Origin of the sequence: Streptomyces sp. (assembly GCF_031178505.1) — a bacterium.
Taxonomy (GTDB): Bacteria; Actinomycetota; Actinomycetes; order Streptomycetales; family Streptomycetaceae; genus Streptomyces; species Streptomyces gulbargensis.
In genome coordinates this window covers 1-16,259 of the sequence record NZ_JAPSIW010000067.1, presented here as the reverse complement: position 1 = coordinate 16,259, position 16,259 = coordinate 1, and the positions used below count along the sequence as shown (strand labels likewise).

General features: G+C 72.8%; 17 protein-coding genes. 2 read left to right on the top strand and 15 right to left on the bottom strand.

Annotated features, from left to right (window positions below; translation table 11 throughout):
- From RIF68_RS08045 to RIF68_RS08005, 9 genes are all read right to left on the bottom strand, one after another.
- Positions 1–1,431 (bottom strand): FAD-dependent monooxygenase (locus RIF68_RS08045; RefSeq protein WP_309050444.1); only part of this gene is annotated, 1,431 nt, incomplete at its 3' end.
- Positions 1,432–1,433: 2 nt separating this feature from the next.
- The gene (locus RIF68_RS08040; RefSeq protein ID WP_309050443.1) at positions 1,434–2,378 is read right to left on the bottom strand and encodes an aromatase/cyclase; all 945 of its coding nucleotides are present in this window, start codon (positions 2,376–2,378) and stop codon (positions 1,434–1,436) included.
- A gap of 39 nt (positions 2,379–2,417) precedes the next feature.
- Positions 2,418–3,206: a 3-oxoacyl-ACP reductase FabG gene (gene fabG, locus RIF68_RS08035; protein ID WP_309050442.1), complete on the bottom strand. Its 789-nt coding sequence runs from the start codon at positions 3,204–3,206 to the stop codon at positions 2,418–2,420.
- A gap of 12 nt (positions 3,207–3,218) precedes the next feature.
- Entirely contained in the window at positions 3,219–3,488 is a 270-nt protein-coding gene (locus tag RIF68_RS08030; protein WP_164289357.1) for an acyl carrier protein, read from the bottom strand.
- A 57-nt stretch (positions 3,489–3,545) separates the two neighbouring features.
- Positions 3,546–4,760 carry a ketosynthase chain-length factor gene (locus tag RIF68_RS08025; RefSeq protein ID WP_164289359.1) on the bottom strand — a complete coding sequence of 405 codons (1,215 nt, stop codon included), beginning with the start codon at positions 4,758–4,760 and terminating at the stop codon, positions 3,546–3,548.
- Complete coding sequence (locus RIF68_RS08020) at positions 4,757–6,028, bottom strand: beta-ketoacyl synthase (RefSeq protein WP_164289361.1); 1,272 nt, start codon at positions 6,026–6,028, stop codon at positions 4,757–4,759. Before RIF68_RS08020 ends, RIF68_RS08025 begins: the two co-directional genes overlap by 4 nt.
- Positions 6,025–6,354, bottom strand: coding sequence for a TcmI family type II polyketide cyclase (locus tag RIF68_RS08015; protein WP_164289363.1), 330 nt, complete (start codon positions 6,352–6,354; stop codon positions 6,025–6,027). The genes RIF68_RS08020 and RIF68_RS08015 overlap by 4 nt, the downstream gene beginning before the upstream one ends.
- A gap of 274 nt (positions 6,355–6,628) precedes the next feature.
- Entirely contained in the window at positions 6,629–7,327 is a 699-nt protein-coding gene (locus RIF68_RS08010; RefSeq protein WP_309050441.1) for an antibiotic biosynthesis monooxygenase family protein, read from the bottom strand.
- Positions 7,328–7,387: 60 nt separating this feature from the next.
- Positions 7,388–8,857 carry an FAD-dependent monooxygenase gene (locus RIF68_RS08005; protein ID WP_164289367.1) on the bottom strand — a complete coding sequence of 490 codons (1,470 nt, stop codon included), beginning with the start codon at positions 8,855–8,857 and terminating at the stop codon, positions 7,388–7,390.
- 167 nt (positions 8,858–9,024) lie between these two features.
- Between RIF68_RS08005 and RIF68_RS08000 the strand changes: the two genes are divergently transcribed.
- On the top strand, positions 9,025–9,513 hold the full coding sequence (locus tag RIF68_RS08000; RefSeq protein WP_309050440.1) for a nuclear transport factor 2 family protein: 489 nt from the start codon (positions 9,025–9,027) through the stop codon (positions 9,511–9,513).
- A 96-nt stretch (positions 9,514–9,609) separates the two neighbouring features.
- Here the strand turns inward: RIF68_RS08000 and RIF68_RS07995 are convergent, their stop codons facing one another.
- From RIF68_RS07995 to RIF68_RS07970, 6 genes are all read right to left on the bottom strand, one after another.
- On the bottom strand, positions 9,610–10,029 hold the full coding sequence (locus tag RIF68_RS07995) for a pyridoxamine 5'-phosphate oxidase family protein (RefSeq protein WP_309050439.1): 420 nt from the start codon (positions 10,027–10,029) through the stop codon (positions 9,610–9,612).
- Positions 10,030–10,093: 64 nt separating this feature from the next.
- Complete coding sequence (locus RIF68_RS07990) at positions 10,094–10,237, bottom strand: hypothetical protein (RefSeq protein ID WP_164289369.1); 144 nt, start codon at positions 10,235–10,237, stop codon at positions 10,094–10,096.
- A 34-nt stretch (positions 10,238–10,271) separates the two neighbouring features.
- Entirely contained in the window at positions 10,272–11,693 is a 1,422-nt protein-coding gene (locus RIF68_RS07985) for a condensation domain-containing protein (protein ID WP_309050438.1), read from the bottom strand.
- A gap of 300 nt (positions 11,694–11,993) precedes the next feature.
- Positions 11,994–12,830, bottom strand: a complete 837-nt coding sequence (locus RIF68_RS07980; protein WP_164287231.1) for a 4'-phosphopantetheinyl transferase superfamily protein — start codon at positions 12,828–12,830, stop codon at positions 11,994–11,996.
- 125 nt (positions 12,831–12,955) lie between these two features.
- Positions 12,956–14,713: an acyl-CoA dehydrogenase gene (locus RIF68_RS07975; protein ID WP_309050437.1), complete on the bottom strand. Its 1,758-nt coding sequence runs from the start codon at positions 14,711–14,713 to the stop codon at positions 12,956–12,958.
- Positions 14,710–15,663: an aromatase/cyclase gene (locus tag RIF68_RS07970; RefSeq protein WP_164287230.1), complete on the bottom strand. Its 954-nt coding sequence runs from the start codon at positions 15,661–15,663 to the stop codon at positions 14,710–14,712. Before RIF68_RS07970 ends, RIF68_RS07975 begins: the two co-directional genes overlap by 4 nt.
- A 287-nt stretch (positions 15,664–15,950) precedes the next feature.
- Between RIF68_RS07970 and RIF68_RS07965 the strand changes: the two genes are divergently transcribed.
- Complete coding sequence (locus tag RIF68_RS07965; protein WP_164287228.1) at positions 15,951–16,193, top strand: DUF6059 family protein; 243 nt, start codon at positions 15,951–15,953, stop codon at positions 16,191–16,193.
- Positions 16,194–16,259: the final 66 nt, after the last annotated feature.

Genomic DNA, 16,259 nt, shown 5'->3' with positions numbered 1-16,259 from the left:
CTCGCCGTCACCCCGGCCGGCCCAGGCGATGTGGCCGTCGGGGCGCATCAGGAGGCGGTCGGCGTGCTCCAGGTCCTCGGGCCGCTCGGGGCGGGCCGGCATGGACGTGACCCGGTCGGCCCAGCCGCCCACGGCGGGCAGCCGGGCGTCTGGCCCGCGCAGGTCCAGCAGGAGTCCGCCACCGGTGCGCAGCAGCTTGGTGGTGGTGGTCGGGCGTTCGGTGGGGCCGACGCACAGGGGGGTGTCCGGGATCCGGGCGCCGAGCAGTGGATGGGCGGGGCCGCCCACGTCGTAGCGCACGTCCAGGCCGCTGATCATGCCGGCGAGGTGGGCCCGTGCGTCCGGGAGGCCGATGAGTTCGCCGAGCAGGGCGCGCAGCGGTTCCACGTCGGGGCTGCCGAGCAGCAGGTGGGCCTGGGCCCGGATGTTGGCGAGGACCCGTCGGCCGACCGCGTGCCGCTCGGTGTCGTAGCTGTCGAGCAGTTCGGCGGGTGCCTTGCCGCGCAGGTGCAGCGCCAGTTTCCAGCCGAGGTTGAAGGCGTCCTGGACGCCCAGGTTGAGGGCCTGGCCGCCGATCGGCATCTGCCGGTGGGCGGCATCGCCGGCGAACAGGATCCGGCCGTGACGGTAGTGGGTGAGCTGCCGGGAGGCATCGCCGAAGGCGTTGGCCCACAGCGGGGTGCCACCGCTGATGTCCTCGCCGGTGACGCGCTTCCAGACGGTGGCGATCTCCTCGAACTCCGGCTCGCCCGCACGGGGCCGGGCGGGCGAGCCGAACTCGTGCACCATCACCCGGGTCACCCCGTCGGGGCGGCGGGCCGCGATGGCCAGCCCGTGCTCCAGGCGTTCGAAGCGCCGGTTGGGTACGTCGATGCCGACGACGTCGGCCCGCAGCAGTTCCCGGCGGGCGTCCTGGCCGGGGAAGTCGGCACCGATCAGGCGGCGTACGGTGCTGTCCTCACCGTCGCAGGCGACCAGATAGCGGGCGCTCAGGCGCAGCACGCCGTCGCTGCCGACGGCCTCGGCCTCGACGAGGTCGCCCACCTCTCCGACGGCGACCAGTTCGTGCTTGCACTTGAGCTCGGCGCCCAGCCCCAGCGCCCACTCCTCCAGGACCGCCTCCGCCTTCGTCTGCTGCACCTTCCACTGGCCCGGGTACGGGCTGGGCAGTGTCAGATCGAGCGGAACGCCGCCGAAGTGACCGCGCGGTTCGGTCGGCGGGTCGCCGAAGTCGGGGACCAGCCCGCGCATCTCGCAGATCTCCATGGTGCGGGCGTGCAGGGTGGAGGCCCTCGACTCGTTGTTCGGGGCGCGCCGCTTCTCCACGAGGACGACACCGACGCCGCCGTGGGCCAGTTCACCGGCGAGCATCAGCCCGACGGGACCGGCCCCGACGACGATCACGTCGGTCGACAGGCGGTCGGCTGCCATGGTCAGGCCTTCTTCTGCTCGGCGTGGGCCTTGGCGTGGGAGAGGGTGGCGCTGCTGTTGGTGGACAGGGCGGTGTGCACGTACTCGCGGGCGTCGGCCACGGTGGCGTCGGGGCCGAGGATGCGCGCGATGTTCTCCGTGTTGAGGGTGACGGTGTGCTGGGAGGAGGCGAGGGTGCCCGCGTCGGTCTCCTCGAAGGTCCACTCGCCCGTGTGCAGGGTCATGAGCGCGGGCAGCGTGACCTGCTTGTAGGCGATCTTGTGGTGCGGGAAGACCACCCGGTAGGACTTGGTGGTGTGCACCGAGCCGTCCTTGGCGCGGGTGTCCATCTCCAGCTCCTGCAGCCCCGGGGTGTCCTCGGTCAGGCGCACCACGGCGACGTGCGGGAGCCGTTCGGCCCACAGCTGGGCCTCGTTGATGAAGTCGAAGACGTCCTTGGCGGCGCCGTCGATCAGCACGGTGTCGGTGAAGGAGAACGTCAGCTCCTCGGTGGCGGCGGCGTGCGCGGCCTCGACGTTGACCTTCAGGGCGGCCAGCTCGGAGGTGCTGTTCTTGTCCACGGCCTGCTCGATCCACAGCAGGTCGTGCGGGTCGTCGCCGACGGCGCTGTAGTCGTGCAGGAGCCGCACCCGCGACCGGTCGTCGGCGAGCGGCTCGATGATCCAGGTGCCGCCCATGTGCTTGACCGGGGCGGCCGGGATCTCCTGGCGGAAGGTGATGGTCAGGTTCTCGCGGTCGAGCGTGCGGCGCGAGGTCCACTCCTTGGCCTGGCCGTTGGCGGTCGCCCAGATGTGGATGCGTTCCTGGTCGCCGTCGGCCTCGGTGCGGTCCACGTGGATGGTGGGCGGGAAGATGCGCGGCCAGTTGGTCACGTCCGCGAGCAGCTGGTAGACGGCGTCGGCCGGTGCGCCGATCGTGATCTCGTGCTCGACCTCACGTGTCGTCATGAGGCTCACTCCTCGGGAAGGGGTCGGGTGCCGGGTGCGTCAGAAGTTGCCGAGGCCGCCGCAGACGTTGAGGGCCTGCGAGGTGATGGACGCGGCGGTGTCGGAGGCCAGGTAGCCGACGAGGCCGGCGACCTCCTCGGGGGTGGAGTAGCGGCCGAGGGGGATCTTCGCCTGGAACTTCTCGAGGATGGCGTCCTCGGAGGTGTCGTAGGCGGCGGCGTATCCCTGGCGCACGCGCTGGGCCATCGGGGTCTCGACGTAGCCGGGGCAGACCGCGTTGACGGTGATGCCGGTGGGGGCCAGCTCGTTGCCCAGTGCCTTGGTGAAGCCGACGACGCCGTGCTTGGAGGCCGAGTACGGGGCGCCCAGGACGACGCCCTGCTTGCCCGCGGTGGAGGCGACGTTGATGATCCGGCCGCGGTCCTTGGCGCGCAGGCCGCCGATGGTCAGGGCGGCGCGGGTGACGCGGAAGACGCTGTTGAGGTTGGTGTCGATCACGTCGTCCCACAGCTCGTCCGCGATGTCGGCGGTGGGGCCGCCGCCGGAGCGGCCGGCGTTGTTGACGACGACGTCGACGCCGCCGAAGCGGTCGACGGCGGCCTGGACCCAGCCGTTGACGGACTCCGTGTCGCGGACGTCGACGACCGCGCCGTCCGCGTCGATGCCCTCGCCCTGGAGTTCCTTGACGGTGGCGGCGACGTTCTCGGCGTTGCGGGCGCCGATGAAGACCCGGTGGCCCTGCGTGCCGAGCAGCCGGGCGGAGGCCAGGCCGATGCCGCTGGTGGCGCCGGTGACGATGGCGACCTTGGGTGTGGTGCTCTGTGACATGTCCGCTCTCCTTCAGGCGGCCTGGGCCGGGGCGAGCTGTGCGTTGACGACGTCGATGAAGGCGCGCGGGGTGTTGGCCTCGCTCACGGCCTCCTCGTCGAGGGAGATGCCGTACTCGCGCTCGATGAGGCTCCCGGTCTCCAGCAGCGCGAGCGACTCGTAACCGATCACCTCGAACTCGGTGTCGAGGATGTCGCCGTCCAGGTCGACGCCCTCGGCGACGCCCGCGGCCTCCCGCAGGGTGCGCTTGAGGTCCTCGAGGGCGAACAGCTTGGTGGCCATGGTGGGTCCCTTTCGTCGGTGGGATCCGCCGGTGCCCCGGTGGGCACCGCGGGTCGGCTAGCGGGTGGCGCGTACGACCATGGCGGAGTTGAATCCGCCGTTGCCGCGGGCCAGGACCAGCGCGGTGCGCACCTCGGTCCGGCGTGGTTCGTCGAGGACGAGGTCGAGCGGGTAGTCGGCGCAGGGTTCGACGTGGACGGTGGGCGGGACGACTCCGTCGCGCATCGTCAGGAAGGCGGCCGCGAGGTCCAGCGGCGCACCGCCCGAGTACAGGCGTCCGGTCATCGTCTTGGGCACGGTCACCGCGACGCCGTGGTCCCCGAAGACGGCGCTGATGGCGAGTGCTTCGACGAGGTCGCCCGCCGGGTCGCCGGCGCCGTCGGCGAAGACCACGTCGATGTCGCGGGCGTCGGCCCCGGCGTCGGCGAGGGCGACCTCGATCGCCTTGCGCAGGCCCGGTTCGCGGTCGCTGCCGGGCCGGGGGTCGATGGTGGCGCCGTATCCGGCGATCTCGCCGTAGACGCGGGCGCCGCGTTCCCGGGCGGTGTCGGCGTCCTCGGCGATGAGGATCGCGCCGCCCTCGCCGGGTACGTAGCCGTGCGCGTCGCGGTCGAACGGCACGTAGGCGCGGTCCGGTTCCTCGCTCGTGGACAGCTTCCCGGTGGAGAGCTGCCCGACCCAGCCCCACGGGCAGATCGAGGCGTCGATGGCGCCGGTCACGATCAGCGACGTGCCCTTGCGGATCTGCCGGCGGGCCTGGGCGACGGCGTCCAGACCGCCCGCGCCCTCGCTGACGACGACGCCGGAGGGCCCCTTCATCCCGTTGCGGATGGAGATCTGCCCGCTGTTGACCGCGTAGAACCACGCGAAGGACTGGTAGGCACTGACGTGCTGGCTGCCCCGGCTCCACAGGTTCTGCAGCTCGCCCTGGCCGAACTCGTAACCGCCCGCGGCCGACGCCGTGATGACGCCCATGTCGAACTCGGGCCGCTGCGCGGGGTCGGTGTCCGCGTCCTTCAGCGCCCAGTCCGCGGCCACCAGCGCGAGCCGGGTGACCCGGTCGGTCTGCGGCAGGAGACGGCTGGGCAGGTGGTCGGCGGCCTCGAAGCCCGAGAGCTGACCGGCCAGCCTGGCGGGGTAGCCCGACGGGTCGAAGCGGGTGATCCGGCCGATGCCGTGCTTGCCGCTCAGCGTCGCCGACCAGTAGTCCTGGATTCCGAGGCCGTTGGGCGCCGCGATGCCCAGGCCGGTCACCACCACCGTGGCGGTCATACGAGGCTCCTCTCCGGGCTGGCCAGCACCATGGCGCTCTGGAAGCCGCCGAAGCCGCTGCCGACGCTCAGCACGGCGTCGACCAGCTGGTCGCGGGCGACCACGGGCACGTAGTCGAGGTCGCACTCCGGGTCCGGCGTGTGCAGGTTGGCCGTCGGCGGTACGACGTCGTACTCCATGGCCAGCGCCGAGGCCGCGATCTCGATGGAGCCGATGGCGCCCAGCGAGTGTCCGACCATCGACTTGATGGAGCTGACCGGGGTGCGGCGGGCGTGCTCGCCGAGGCTGCGCTTGAACGCGGCGGTCTCGTGCCGGTCGTTCTGCTTGGTGCCCGAACCGTGCGCGTTGATGTAGTCGACGGCCTCCGGGTTCAGCCGGGCCTCGTCGAGCGCGAGGGTGATCGCCTCGGCCATCTCCGCGCCGTCGGGGCGCAGGCCCGTCATGTGGTAGGCGTTGGAGCGCGTGGAGTACCCGGCGATCTCGGCGTAGATGTGCGCGCCGCGCGCCCGTGCGCTCTCCAGCTCCTCCAGGACGAAGAAGGCCGCGCCCTCGCCGAGCACGAACCCGTTGCGGGTGGCGTCGAAGGGCCGGGAGGCGCACTCCGGTTCGTCGTGGCGCGGGGTGGTGGCCTTGATCGCGTCGAAGCAGGCCATGGTGATCGGTGAGATCGGGGCGTCCGAGGAACCGGCGACCACCACGTCGGCGGAGCCCTCGCGGACCAGCTCCACGGCGTAGCCGACCGAGTCGATGCCGGAGGTGCAGCCGGTGGAGACGACGGTGCTGGGCCCCTCGGCGCCCACGGCCCAGGCGACCTCGGCCGCGAAGGAGCTGGGCACCATGTAGTCGTACAGGTGCGGGACCGCGTAGCGGTGGTCGACGAGGTCCAGCCGGCCTCCGTCGCTGACGACCCGGTACTCCTGGTCCAGCCCCATGGTGGCGCCGACGGCGCTGCCGACGGTGACACCGACCCGGTGCGGCTCGTGCGCGGCCAGGTCGATGCCGCTGTCGGTGACGGCGCCTCGCGAGGCGACGACGGCGAACTGCGCGGCCCGGTCCAGCCGGCGGACCTCCTGCGGAGTCAGACCGTGCTCGTAGGGGTCGAAGTCGGCCTCGGCGGCCACCCGGGAGCGGAACGGCGTGGGATCGAAGAAGGTGATGCCGCGCGTGGCCGTACGGCCGTTGCTCAGCAGCTTCCAGAAGTTCTCCCTGCCGACGCCGCCGGGGGCGATGACCTCGATCCCGGTGATGACGACGCGTCGCCTGCTCACGCCGACGCCTCCCAGGTGTAGAAGCGGGTGGCCATGGCGTCGGCCGGCGAGCGCCAGGTCTTCGGGTCGTAGGCCTCGATGAAGGGCTTGAGGTCTTCGCTGATGCGGACGAAGCGCTCGTCGGTCTTGGCGGCCTCGATCAGCTCGCCGCCGTTGTCCTCGTCGAAGTCCTGGAGGTGGAAGTACAGGCCCCGGTAGGAGAACAGCTGGCGGCGCCGCGTCCCCATGCGGTGGGGCATGTCCGTCGCGTCGAAGTCGGCGAACAGCCGCGCCACGTCGTTGCTCGAGGCGGCTGCCATCCGGGCGACAATCAGCGTGCTGTGCATAAGGTTTAGCTCCTCGGCGGTTGCGTGGGAGGGGTCGCGGAGCGGACTGCCCCGGCCCGGCGGCCGCGTTCGGCTCCATTGCCCTCGACGGTGTGGCCAGGCGGTAGCGGCCCGCACGGGGGATACCTGAGTTCCACCTGAGCCGGTGGCGGTCCGGCGGCGCACAGGCGCGCACGCCCCCGGACCGGCCGTCCTCCGCGTGATCCAGTGCGAGGGAGCGGACGTTCCGGAGGCGTGCGGATGCGTGTGCCGTCCTACGGCGCGCCGGCCCGGCTCACTCCCCGGCGGAGCGCGTGTGCACGACCCGGTAGGTGTTGAGGTAGGGCTGGCCGGTGACGACGGCGCGGACGCGGGCCACGGCCGCCTTGCGGGCGTCGGGCTGCTCCTCGACGGCCTGGTCGCGGTAGACCTCGAAGGCCTCCTTGCTGTCCCACTGGGAGTAGGAGATGACGAAGGAGCCCTCGATGCCGCGGGCGCGCAGGCCCTTGAGCACGACGTGGGCGCGGAAGCCGGGCACGTCGGCGAGGAACGCCTGGCCGGGGCCGAGGGCGTCGACCGCCTCGTCCACGCCGTCCTCGGTGACCGGGAAGAGCGTGAAGACGGTGTAGTCGTCACGGTCCGGGCCGATCTCGATCTTGCCGCCGAGGGCGTCGGAGGTCAGCGTGTGGGCGACCTCGTTCTGCATCAGCCGGATCGAGGTGGTGATCTCGCCGAACACCGGGAGCGTGCGGTGCTTGAACTCCTCGCCCTCGTAGCGCTTCTCGAGGTCCTCGCCGCTGCGCCACTGGATGAAGTTGAGGGTGCCGTAGCCGTCGATGCCCGAGTGGACGGTGGAGGACATCCAGCCCTCGTACGTGGCCGCGTTGACGATCTTGGTCATCTCCTCGATCAGCTTGGCCTGCTTCTCGGGAGTGTCCGTGGTGAACAGGTTCAGGACGGTGAGGTGCTTGTCCTCGGCGGAGATGATGGGCATGGATCGATCCTTCGCTTCCTTGGTGTGGGGTGCGGACTGTTTCGCTGCGGCCCGAGGCGGTCAGGCGGAGGGGCCGAACCAGCGGCCGAGGGCGGCGGTGAGACCGTCGGCCCCGGCACCGAGACCGGCGACCCAGGCGACGTAGCCGTCGGGGCGGACGAGGATGCCGTCCACGGGAACGTCGCAGTCGAATTCCGCGGCGATCACGTCGACGCGGTCCGACCAGCCCGCGGCCGCGGCCCGCAGCCCGTGGTCGCCGGAGAGCTCCAGGAGCACGGGACGCCCTGGGTGCAGCAGCGTGGTGCTGGACACCTTCTCGCCGTCGACGATCAGCTCACGCTCGGGCAGGCGGCGACCCAGCAGCGGGTGGTCGCCGCCGCCGACGTCGTGCCGGATGTCCAGGCCGGTGACCATGCCGACCAGGTGGCGCTGGACCGACTCGTGGCTGTGCACCAGCTCGGCGAAGACCTCGCGCATCGGGGCGACGTCGTCACCGCCGAGGTAGAGGATGCGCTGGGCGAGGGTGTTGGTGAGGATGCGGGCGCCGACCGGGTGCCGCTCGCTGTGGTAGGTGTCCAGCAGCCCCTCGGGCGCGAGGCCCTTGACGTCCAGGGCCAGCTTCCAGCCGAGGTTCACGGCGTCCTGGATGCCCGCGCTCATGCCCTGGGCGCCGATGGGCAGGTGGATGTGGGCCGCGTCGCCTGCGAGGAAGACCCGGCCCTTGCGGTACTGCGCGGCCTGTCGGCTGACGTCGGTGGTGGAGCTGACCCACAGCGGGGTGGCGGCGCTGATGTCCTCGCCCGACAGCCGCTCGAAGGCCTCGGCGACCTCCTCGAAGGTGATGGGGCCGGGGGCGGTGCGCAGCGGTTCGGCGGCGTCGAAGTAGATGATGCGGCTGCGGTCCGGCCCGATGGGCATCACCATGATCATGCCGCCGGGGACCCGCTCCCCGCTGAAGCGGGGACGCAGCGGCACGCCGGAGATGTCGGCGAAACGCAGCTCGATGGCCGGTTCGGTGCCGGGGAAGTCGATGCCGGCGAGGGTGCGCACGATGCTGCGGGCGCCGTCGCAGCCCACCACGTGGCGGGCGCGCAGCCGCAGGGGGCCGTCCGACGTCCGGGCGGTCACCTCCACACCGTCGTCGCCGGCGTCCAGGCCGGTGACCTCCACCCCGCGCCGCACCTCGGCACCCAGCTCCCGCGCCCAGCCGCCGAGGATGCCCTCGGTGCGGGCCTGGGGGATGCCGCGGGCGCCGTAGGAACCGCCCTCGACGATCTGGTAGTCGAGCGGTACGCCACCGAAATGGCCGGCGGGAATGACCCCGACCTCGCCGAAACGGGCCATCAGGCCACGCTGGTCGAACTCCTCGATGGTCCGCGCCGAAAAACCGAGAGCCCGTGACTGCTGAATCGGTTCCGAAAGTTTGTCGAGCACGATGACCGAGACTCCATTGAGCCTCAATTCACCCGCGAGCATGAGTCCGGTGGGACCGGACCCCACTACAATGACATCCGCATCGAAGAAACTCATATGCCCTCTTCCCCACTGGTGTCCGGCCAGTATTGCCAGGGGCGGAGAAGGCCGTAAATAGCCGTTGGTACAGGTTTTCTACAAGGAATGCCAGAGAAACGTCGGGTACGTCAGGTCTTCGCCAGGCCGACTTGCCCGGCCGGGTGTCGGTGACGGCATTCTCAGACATGACTTCCACCCGGATGACCGATGAATTCACCGCCGGTGAAACAGCGGCCGACGCCGCCGCGGCGGTAGCCGATCTGCTCGCCCGCTATCTGATCTCGCTCGACGACGAGGAACTGGACGACGCCTGGGCGGCCGCGCTGTTCACCGAGGACGCGGTGGTCGCGTTCCCGATCAGCCGGCACGAGGGACGCGCCGGCATGGCCGCGTGGCACGCGGCGGCGCTCTCGGCCTTCGCGGCGACGCAGCACCTGGGCTCGCCGCCCGTCGTGACGGTCGACGGCGACCGCGCCGTCCTCCGCGCGAATCTGCTGTCCACCCATGTCCACCACGCGCACCACGCCCGCCCGCAGGGCGAGTTGCCGCCGCTGTTCGCCACGGGCACCTTCGTCGACGGAGCGGCGCGCCGCACCCCCGAGGGCTGGCGGCTGACCCTGCTGTCCTTCCGGCTGCTGTGGGCGGACGGGAGCCCGCCGCCGGCGGCGGGCTGAGGACGTGCGTGGGACGGCACCGGCGGTCCGCCGGTGCCGTCCCACGTTGCCGCGCCCGCGGCTCCCGGATGCCCGGGTGTTCAGGCGCTCAGGTGTTCAGGTGTTCAGGTGCAGGACGCGGTCGACCTCGATCTCGATGACCACCCGGCCGGGCGGACTGGGCGGCGGAGACCAGTACCGCTTGGTGTACAGCTTCGCCCCCAGGGCGACCCTCGCCGGGTCCCGCACGACCGTCGCGGTGCCCTCCAGCGTGGCCCAGGTGAAGCCGTGCACCTGGCACAGCGCCACCCGGCCGCCCGGCGCGTCCAGCAGGTTGCGGGCCTTGCGCGAGGTGTCGACCGTCATGACCCTGGCCAGGCCGGCGGCCGCGTCCCAGGTGAACCGGACCGGGGCCACGTGGAGCGTGCCGTCGGGCCGGACGGTGGTGAAGGCGGCGACGTGCTGGGCGTCGTTCAGGAACTCCTCGACCGACCTGGGCACCGCCGGGGCCTTCGGATGCTGCTCGGACAGCGACATCTCGCGTGGATCCTCACTCTCGGACACGGCGGCCACGGGCCCGCCGTACAACGGTCGTTGCTGCTCAGTCGATGCTGCGCACGATGGTGAGGAACTCGTCGTCGTCCTCGTCGGCCCCTGCCAGCCGCAACGGCGGCGCGGCCCCCACCGGGACCATGCCGAAGACAGCCATATCGATCTCGCAGTACTCCTCCGTGCCGTCGCGCATGGGCGCCTCCTTCGTGGTCGGTCGGCTCAGGGTGTCAAGACTCGCTCCCGGCACGGTCGACCCCCGGTCGTCCGCCCGTGGAGTACGGGCGGAGCCGGACTGCGCGAGGCGGGTGCCCGCGTGGCGGCGGCGCGGCCCGCGGCGGCGGGTCGCCCTCCAGCACGCGCAGCACGTCGGCGACGGTCGCCTCCCCGGTGGTCGACGGCAGTCGGCGCAGCAGCCGGGCGCAGTGACCGGCGAGCTTCCAGGCCTCGTCGTCGCTGAGCCGGGCCCGGTCGTGGGCCACGGTCAGCGTCAGCGAACCGTCGGCGGCGCGGTGGGCCAGCAGGGCAGCGGGCAGCGAGGTGTGGCCGTCGGTCGCCCGACGCGGCTCCAATCGGATGCCGGCGTCGGCGAGTCTGCCGCTGAGGTCGGGCAACGGGCGCGGGGTGTTCTCCCAGGCCACCTGGGACTCCATCAGGCTCGACCGGCCGTCGCGGCCGGTCCACTCCCGGATCTGCCCGGTCGGCACCCACTCATAGGCGGCCATGTCCAGCGCCCGGTCACGCAACGCGGTCAGGAGCCCGCGCACCGAGGACTCCGGGTCGACCCGTACCGCCATCGGCACGCTGGTGCGCAGCGGTCCGACCAGCCGCTCGACCGAGTCCAGGGTGATGCCGCGTCCGGAGACGGTCACGCCGAAGCCCACCGGCGCCGGGCCCCGCACCCCGGCCGCCCGGTAGAGCAGGAGCGCCCAGACGGCCTGCACGGCGCAGGAGTCGGGCACGGCACGGGCGGCGGCCCAGCGGTAGATCCGGTCGGCCTCGGCGGCGCTCAGCCGGACCTCGGCGCGCCCGGACCCGCGTTGCGCGGTGGCCGGTCCGGGCCGCGCGGGCAGCACGGCCACGGACGTGTCCCGGGCGGCGCCGCTCCAGAAGTCCCGGGCCGGGCGGGTGTCCTGGTGGTCCAGCCAGCGGGTCCAGTCCCGCAGGTCGGGCCGCCGCTCCCCGCCGGGCAGCACGCCGTCGGCGAGGTAGGCCCGGCAGAACTCCTCCATGAGCAGGAAGACGCTCCAGGCGTCCAGCAGGGCATGGTGGAAGGTCAGCAGGACGTGGGTGGCGGCGGTGCGCCTCTCCCCGGGCTCGCCGGCGTCGACGAGCGTGATGCGCAGCGGACCGGGCCGGCGCAGGTCGAAGCCGCGCAGACGGTCCCGCTCCAGCAGTTCGTCCCAGTCGGTGCCGGCCGGACAGTGGTCCACCTCGGCGTGGGCGCGCTCGTGGAAGACGATCCGGGGGAAGGTGTCCCAGGCGACGGCCGCCCGCAGGACGATCTCCCGGTCGGTGACCGACTGCCAGGCCGCGGTGAAACGCTCGGTGTCCAGCGGCCCGTGCCAGCACCACGCCAACTGCGCGACGTGACGGCCGGCCCCCCGGTGGGCGAAGGAGTCGAGCAGCACCTCGTACTGCTGCCAGGTCACCGGCAGGGACTGCGGCCACGTTCGGCGGCCGGGCGAAACGGTCCTGCGGTCGGTTCGCCCCCGCCCGGCACGCGGCCGGTTCCGCCTCGCCATGGGTCACCTCCCCGAGATCGCTGCTCCGGTACGGGCCCTGCTCCGGCCCGCCCGGCGGCCGGGCGTGTCCGAGAGCACGGCGCTCCTTGACGGCAGCGTCGCAGACGGGGATGGCAGACGGCTGACGGGAGACTGACGCGACCACAGAAGCGCCACAGAGCCGCTCGGGCCCCGGGCCCGTCTGCGGCACGATCCGCCGGACAGGCCCTACGGCCGCCCGGCGGACCCGGCGCCGTCAGCCGGCGGCTGGGCCATCGCGGAGAGGAACCCCCGGTCCAGCATGGTCTCGACGGAGGTGTCACCCGCGGTGTTCAGCCCCGCGTCGTGGCAGGCGACGCTGAGCAGATAGCGCTCCATGACCGGGTAGGTGTCGAAGCCCCACTCGCCGCGCGTGGCCGAGCTGCCGTCGGGAGCGCGCAACCGGCCCTCGGTACTGAAGCCGAACTGCTTGAAGCCGAGGCGCAGTCCCTGTCCGAGCGCCTTGCTGTAGGCCTCCTTGAGGGTCCACAGCCTCAGTACGTGCGGGCCCCGCCGGCTCTCGGGCAGCTCGGCGATCTCCTGCTCCTCGACGGGGGTGAGGATCTGGCGGCGCAGCAGGTCCAGGCGGACGAACCGGTCGGCGGGCTCCACGTCGACGCCGATGCGGCCGGTTCGGCTGAGCCCCACGGCCAGGACGTCACCGGTGTGGCTGAGGCTGAGTTCGATCTGGTCGAAGCCCCGCAGGTACGGCCGTCCGGCCAGCCGGTAGGCGAGGTCGAGGTACTCCGGCGGGGTGTCCAGGGCCGCGGCGGCCGTGTACTTGATGAGCAGCCGCGCCGCGGCGAACCGGTAGCGCACGGCGGCGTCGGGAGTACGCCGGTACCTGTCCCAGTCGGGGCCGAGCAGCTGGCGCAGCCGGGGGGTGGTCAGCACGCTGGGCAGCCACTCGCTCCACGTCGTGTAGACCAGCGCGTTGCCGAGCTGCGAGAGGTTCTCGCGCACCCCGTGCCAGGGGCCCGCGGGCCGCGGTACGTGAAGGGGCGCGGCGATCGTCACCCGGTCCATCGTCGTCTCCCTGCGTGTAGTCCCGGTCCGGTCCGCTGTGCGCGGGGCCGGGGGTGGGTCCGGGGCCGGCGAGCCGCCCGCCCGGCGGGTGCCGTCCCGTGCCCCGGTCCCCGGTGACCGGCCGCTCAGCCGGCCAGTTCCGTTCCGTACAGGTCGAGGCTGCGCCGCCGGAGGCTGCGCTCGAGCACCTCCGCCAGGACCTCCGCCTCGAGCCCGGGCGGCAGGTCGGGCACCGGGGCCCCGAGTCTGCGCCCGATCCGGCTCAGGGCGAGAACGGCCCAGGCCGGCCGGGAGAGGAACGAGTCGCCGCCCGACTGTGCCTCCCACACGCCCAGACAGGCGGCGGCGGCCAGGACGAGGGCGTAGCGGTCGGCCAGGGCACAGGCCTGTGGGTCGAACGCGGTGCTGCCGGAGACGGGCAGAGCCGCGCACCGTGCGCGCAGCACCCGCAGTTCCTCGACGAACGTCCGCGCCAGCGCGGCCAGTGCCGCGTGCTGCGGCCCTTCGGGGGGCTGGGCTCCGAGGCGTTCGGCGACGCCGATGAGCGTGGCGGTGAGCAGGTCGTCCGTTCCGGAGTGCGTCAGTCTGCGGTGGTCGAACGCGGGCAGCGGCGCACCCGGCCGGAACAGCTCGGCGGGCGGCTCCGGGGTCCGGAACCAGGCGGTGCGGGCCAGCGCCGGCAGCTGCGGCACGAGCACCGCCTGGCACACCGCGGTGCCGGAGTGCCCGAGCCCGGCCACGGGCAGGTCCCGGGCGAGCTTCTGGAAGCCGCCGTACAGCGGTCCGCGGTCGTAGCCGCGGGCGCCCAGCACGGCGGCCAGGTCCTCCAGGTCCTCGCGCAGCAGGTCCGGCATCGTGTACTTGACGGCCGCGGCGAGCAGGTACGCGTCCTGCGGTACGAGGCTGAGCGCGCGCAGTCCGGTGACGGCCATGGCGTCGCAGGCCAGCAGGTCGGCGAAGACACCGGCCAGGGCCCGGTGCCAGCGGCGTGCGGGCTGTCCGCCGGGGCGGTTCTCGGTGGCCGCGCGCACGGCCTGCCGCAGCACTCCGTCCACGCCCGCGAGCACGATGCCCGGCACCAGGCAGTGGCTGATCTGGAAGCTGCGCAGGGCGAGGGTGACCCCGTCCCCGACGGCGCCGACGACGGCGCTCTCGGGCAGGAACACGTCGAGGAGGGCCAGCCCGGTGAAGTGCGCGCCGCGCATGCCGGGGGTGAGTACCCGCTCCAGCCGGCGCACCTCGCCGGAGCGCACCGGTTCGGCGCCCAGGAGCAGCACCGAGTGGCTGCCGGGGCCGTCCTCGGCGCTGGTGCGGGCGTAGGCGACGAAGACGTCCGTACGGTCGGCGTTGATCACGGCGTCCTTGCGGCCGTTCAGCAGGTAGCCGCCGGGGGCGGGCACCGCCCGGAGTTCGTTGCGCAGGATGGCGTTGGCGTGCGCGACCTCGCGGTGCACGATCGAGACCCGGCCGCCGTCGAGCAGGACCCGCGCCAGTGCTCGCCGCTGCCGTTCGTCGCCCGCCGTCCACACCGACGAGGCGGCGAACAGGGAGGTGACTCCGAAGCCGTAGCCGAGGGCGAGGTCGCGGCGGAAAACGGGGCGCAGGACGCGGGCGAGCCGTTCCAGATCGGTGAGGCGTCCGCCGACGTCGTGCGGGACGAACTCGGCGGCGAGTCCCGCGCGGGTGAGCAGCTCCTCGGTGGCCGCGGGCACCTCGCGGGCGTCGTCGGCGTGCAGCAGTGCCTGGTGGCCGTGCGGATTGTCCGGGTCGAACGGGTCGCCGAGCGCCGCCTCCAGATGGACCGCGTGCTCGGGCTCACCGTCGTCCCAGATGCCGGTGCGGTGCCGGCCCGCGCGGCCGTCGGGGTTGGCGAAGGTGGTCACAGGACACGCACCGCGCCCGCGGCGTGCTGGGTGGCGTGATGCAGCACCAGGAGCCCGGCCCGACCGAGGTCGTCCCGGACGCGCCTGCGCACCTCGGCCAGGTCCCCGTCCGCGCCGTGCGCCTGCTCGACGCCCTCCTCGCGGAGCAGGACGTTGTGCCGCGCGGTCAGGTTGAGGCCCGACTCGTCGGGTTCGACGGACCACTCCCCGGTGTGCGCGGCCAGCAGCGGCGAGGTCCTGGTCTGCTTGTAGACGATGCGGCCCGCGCTCGGGAAGCAGATGCGCACGGACTCGGTGCTCACCGCGCTCCCGTCGGCCGACAGACTGCCCATCGACATGACCTGGACGCCGGGAACCTCCTCGACCACGTGCAGCGCGCTGACGTGGGGCAGCGCGTCGGGCCAGTCCGCGGCGCGGTACAGGAAGTCGACGACCAGCTCCGCCGGCGCCTTGACGTGCACGGTGTCCTCGAAGGACAGGGCGAGGTCGTCGAGTCGCGTCCAGCGTTCGGCGAGCCAGGCCAGCCGGTCCAACTGGGAGCGGCTGTTGTCGCGGGTGACCTGCTCCACCCAGGCCGCGTCGGCGGGCACGTCGCCGACGACGGTGAAGGTGTGCTCCAGGGTCACCCGGCAGCGGTCGCCCAGCGGCCGCACCGTCCAGACGCCGTTCATCGACTCCACCGGCGCGTCGGGCAGGTCCTTGGTGAACTCCACACGGCGGCGTCCGACGTCCAGGCGGCGGGAGGAGACCCAGGAGGCTATCCGGTCCCCGGCCACGGCCCACACGCGCAGCCGCTCCCGTGTCCCGTCGAAGTCCAGCTGCTCGACGTGGACACACGGTGGGAAGAACAGGGGCCACTGGGAGGCGTCGGCGATCAGCCCGTACATCACGCCGGCCGGGGCCGATGCGGTCACTTCGCTGACCACGCGGTGCACTCGCGCTTCCGGCATCGTCCACACCCTTCGTCGTTCGAGGCGTCTCCGCCGGGCCGCTTTATCGTTTCGGCGTTTTCGGCGGCCGTGCACCCGACCCTGTCCGGAACCGCTCGTGATCCGCTCGGGCGGCCCTCGCGCACCGCTCGAACCCGTCGCCGCGACGGCAGGTGGCACGGCACGAGCCCGCGGGACGCCGTCCCGCCCCGGCACCGCTCCACCCCGGCACCGCGCGCACTCGAGCGCCGCGGCGGACGGTGGCCGCCGCGGACACCGCGGACACACCGGCCGACTGGAGGGCGACGATGGATCACCTGCTCCCCCGCCGGTTCGTGCGTGGCCTGTGGGACGGTCTGGTCACGTACGGGATGCTGTGCGTCTGCGGCAGGACGGACGCCTACGAGCCCGTCCGGCGCGGGGTGCGGTGGGAGGTGCCCCCTCCCGGCCACCCGGAACGGCTGCGTGCCGATCTGCCGCTGACCGCCGTGGAGCGCGCGCTGGAGCACGACCTGACGGGCGGCGCGCGCGGGTCGGGCGGTCCCCGCTAGGCGTCCGGCGGCCCGGCCGTACGACGGCCGCACCGTTCTCGTCGTGTGCCTCGCCCACCGATACGA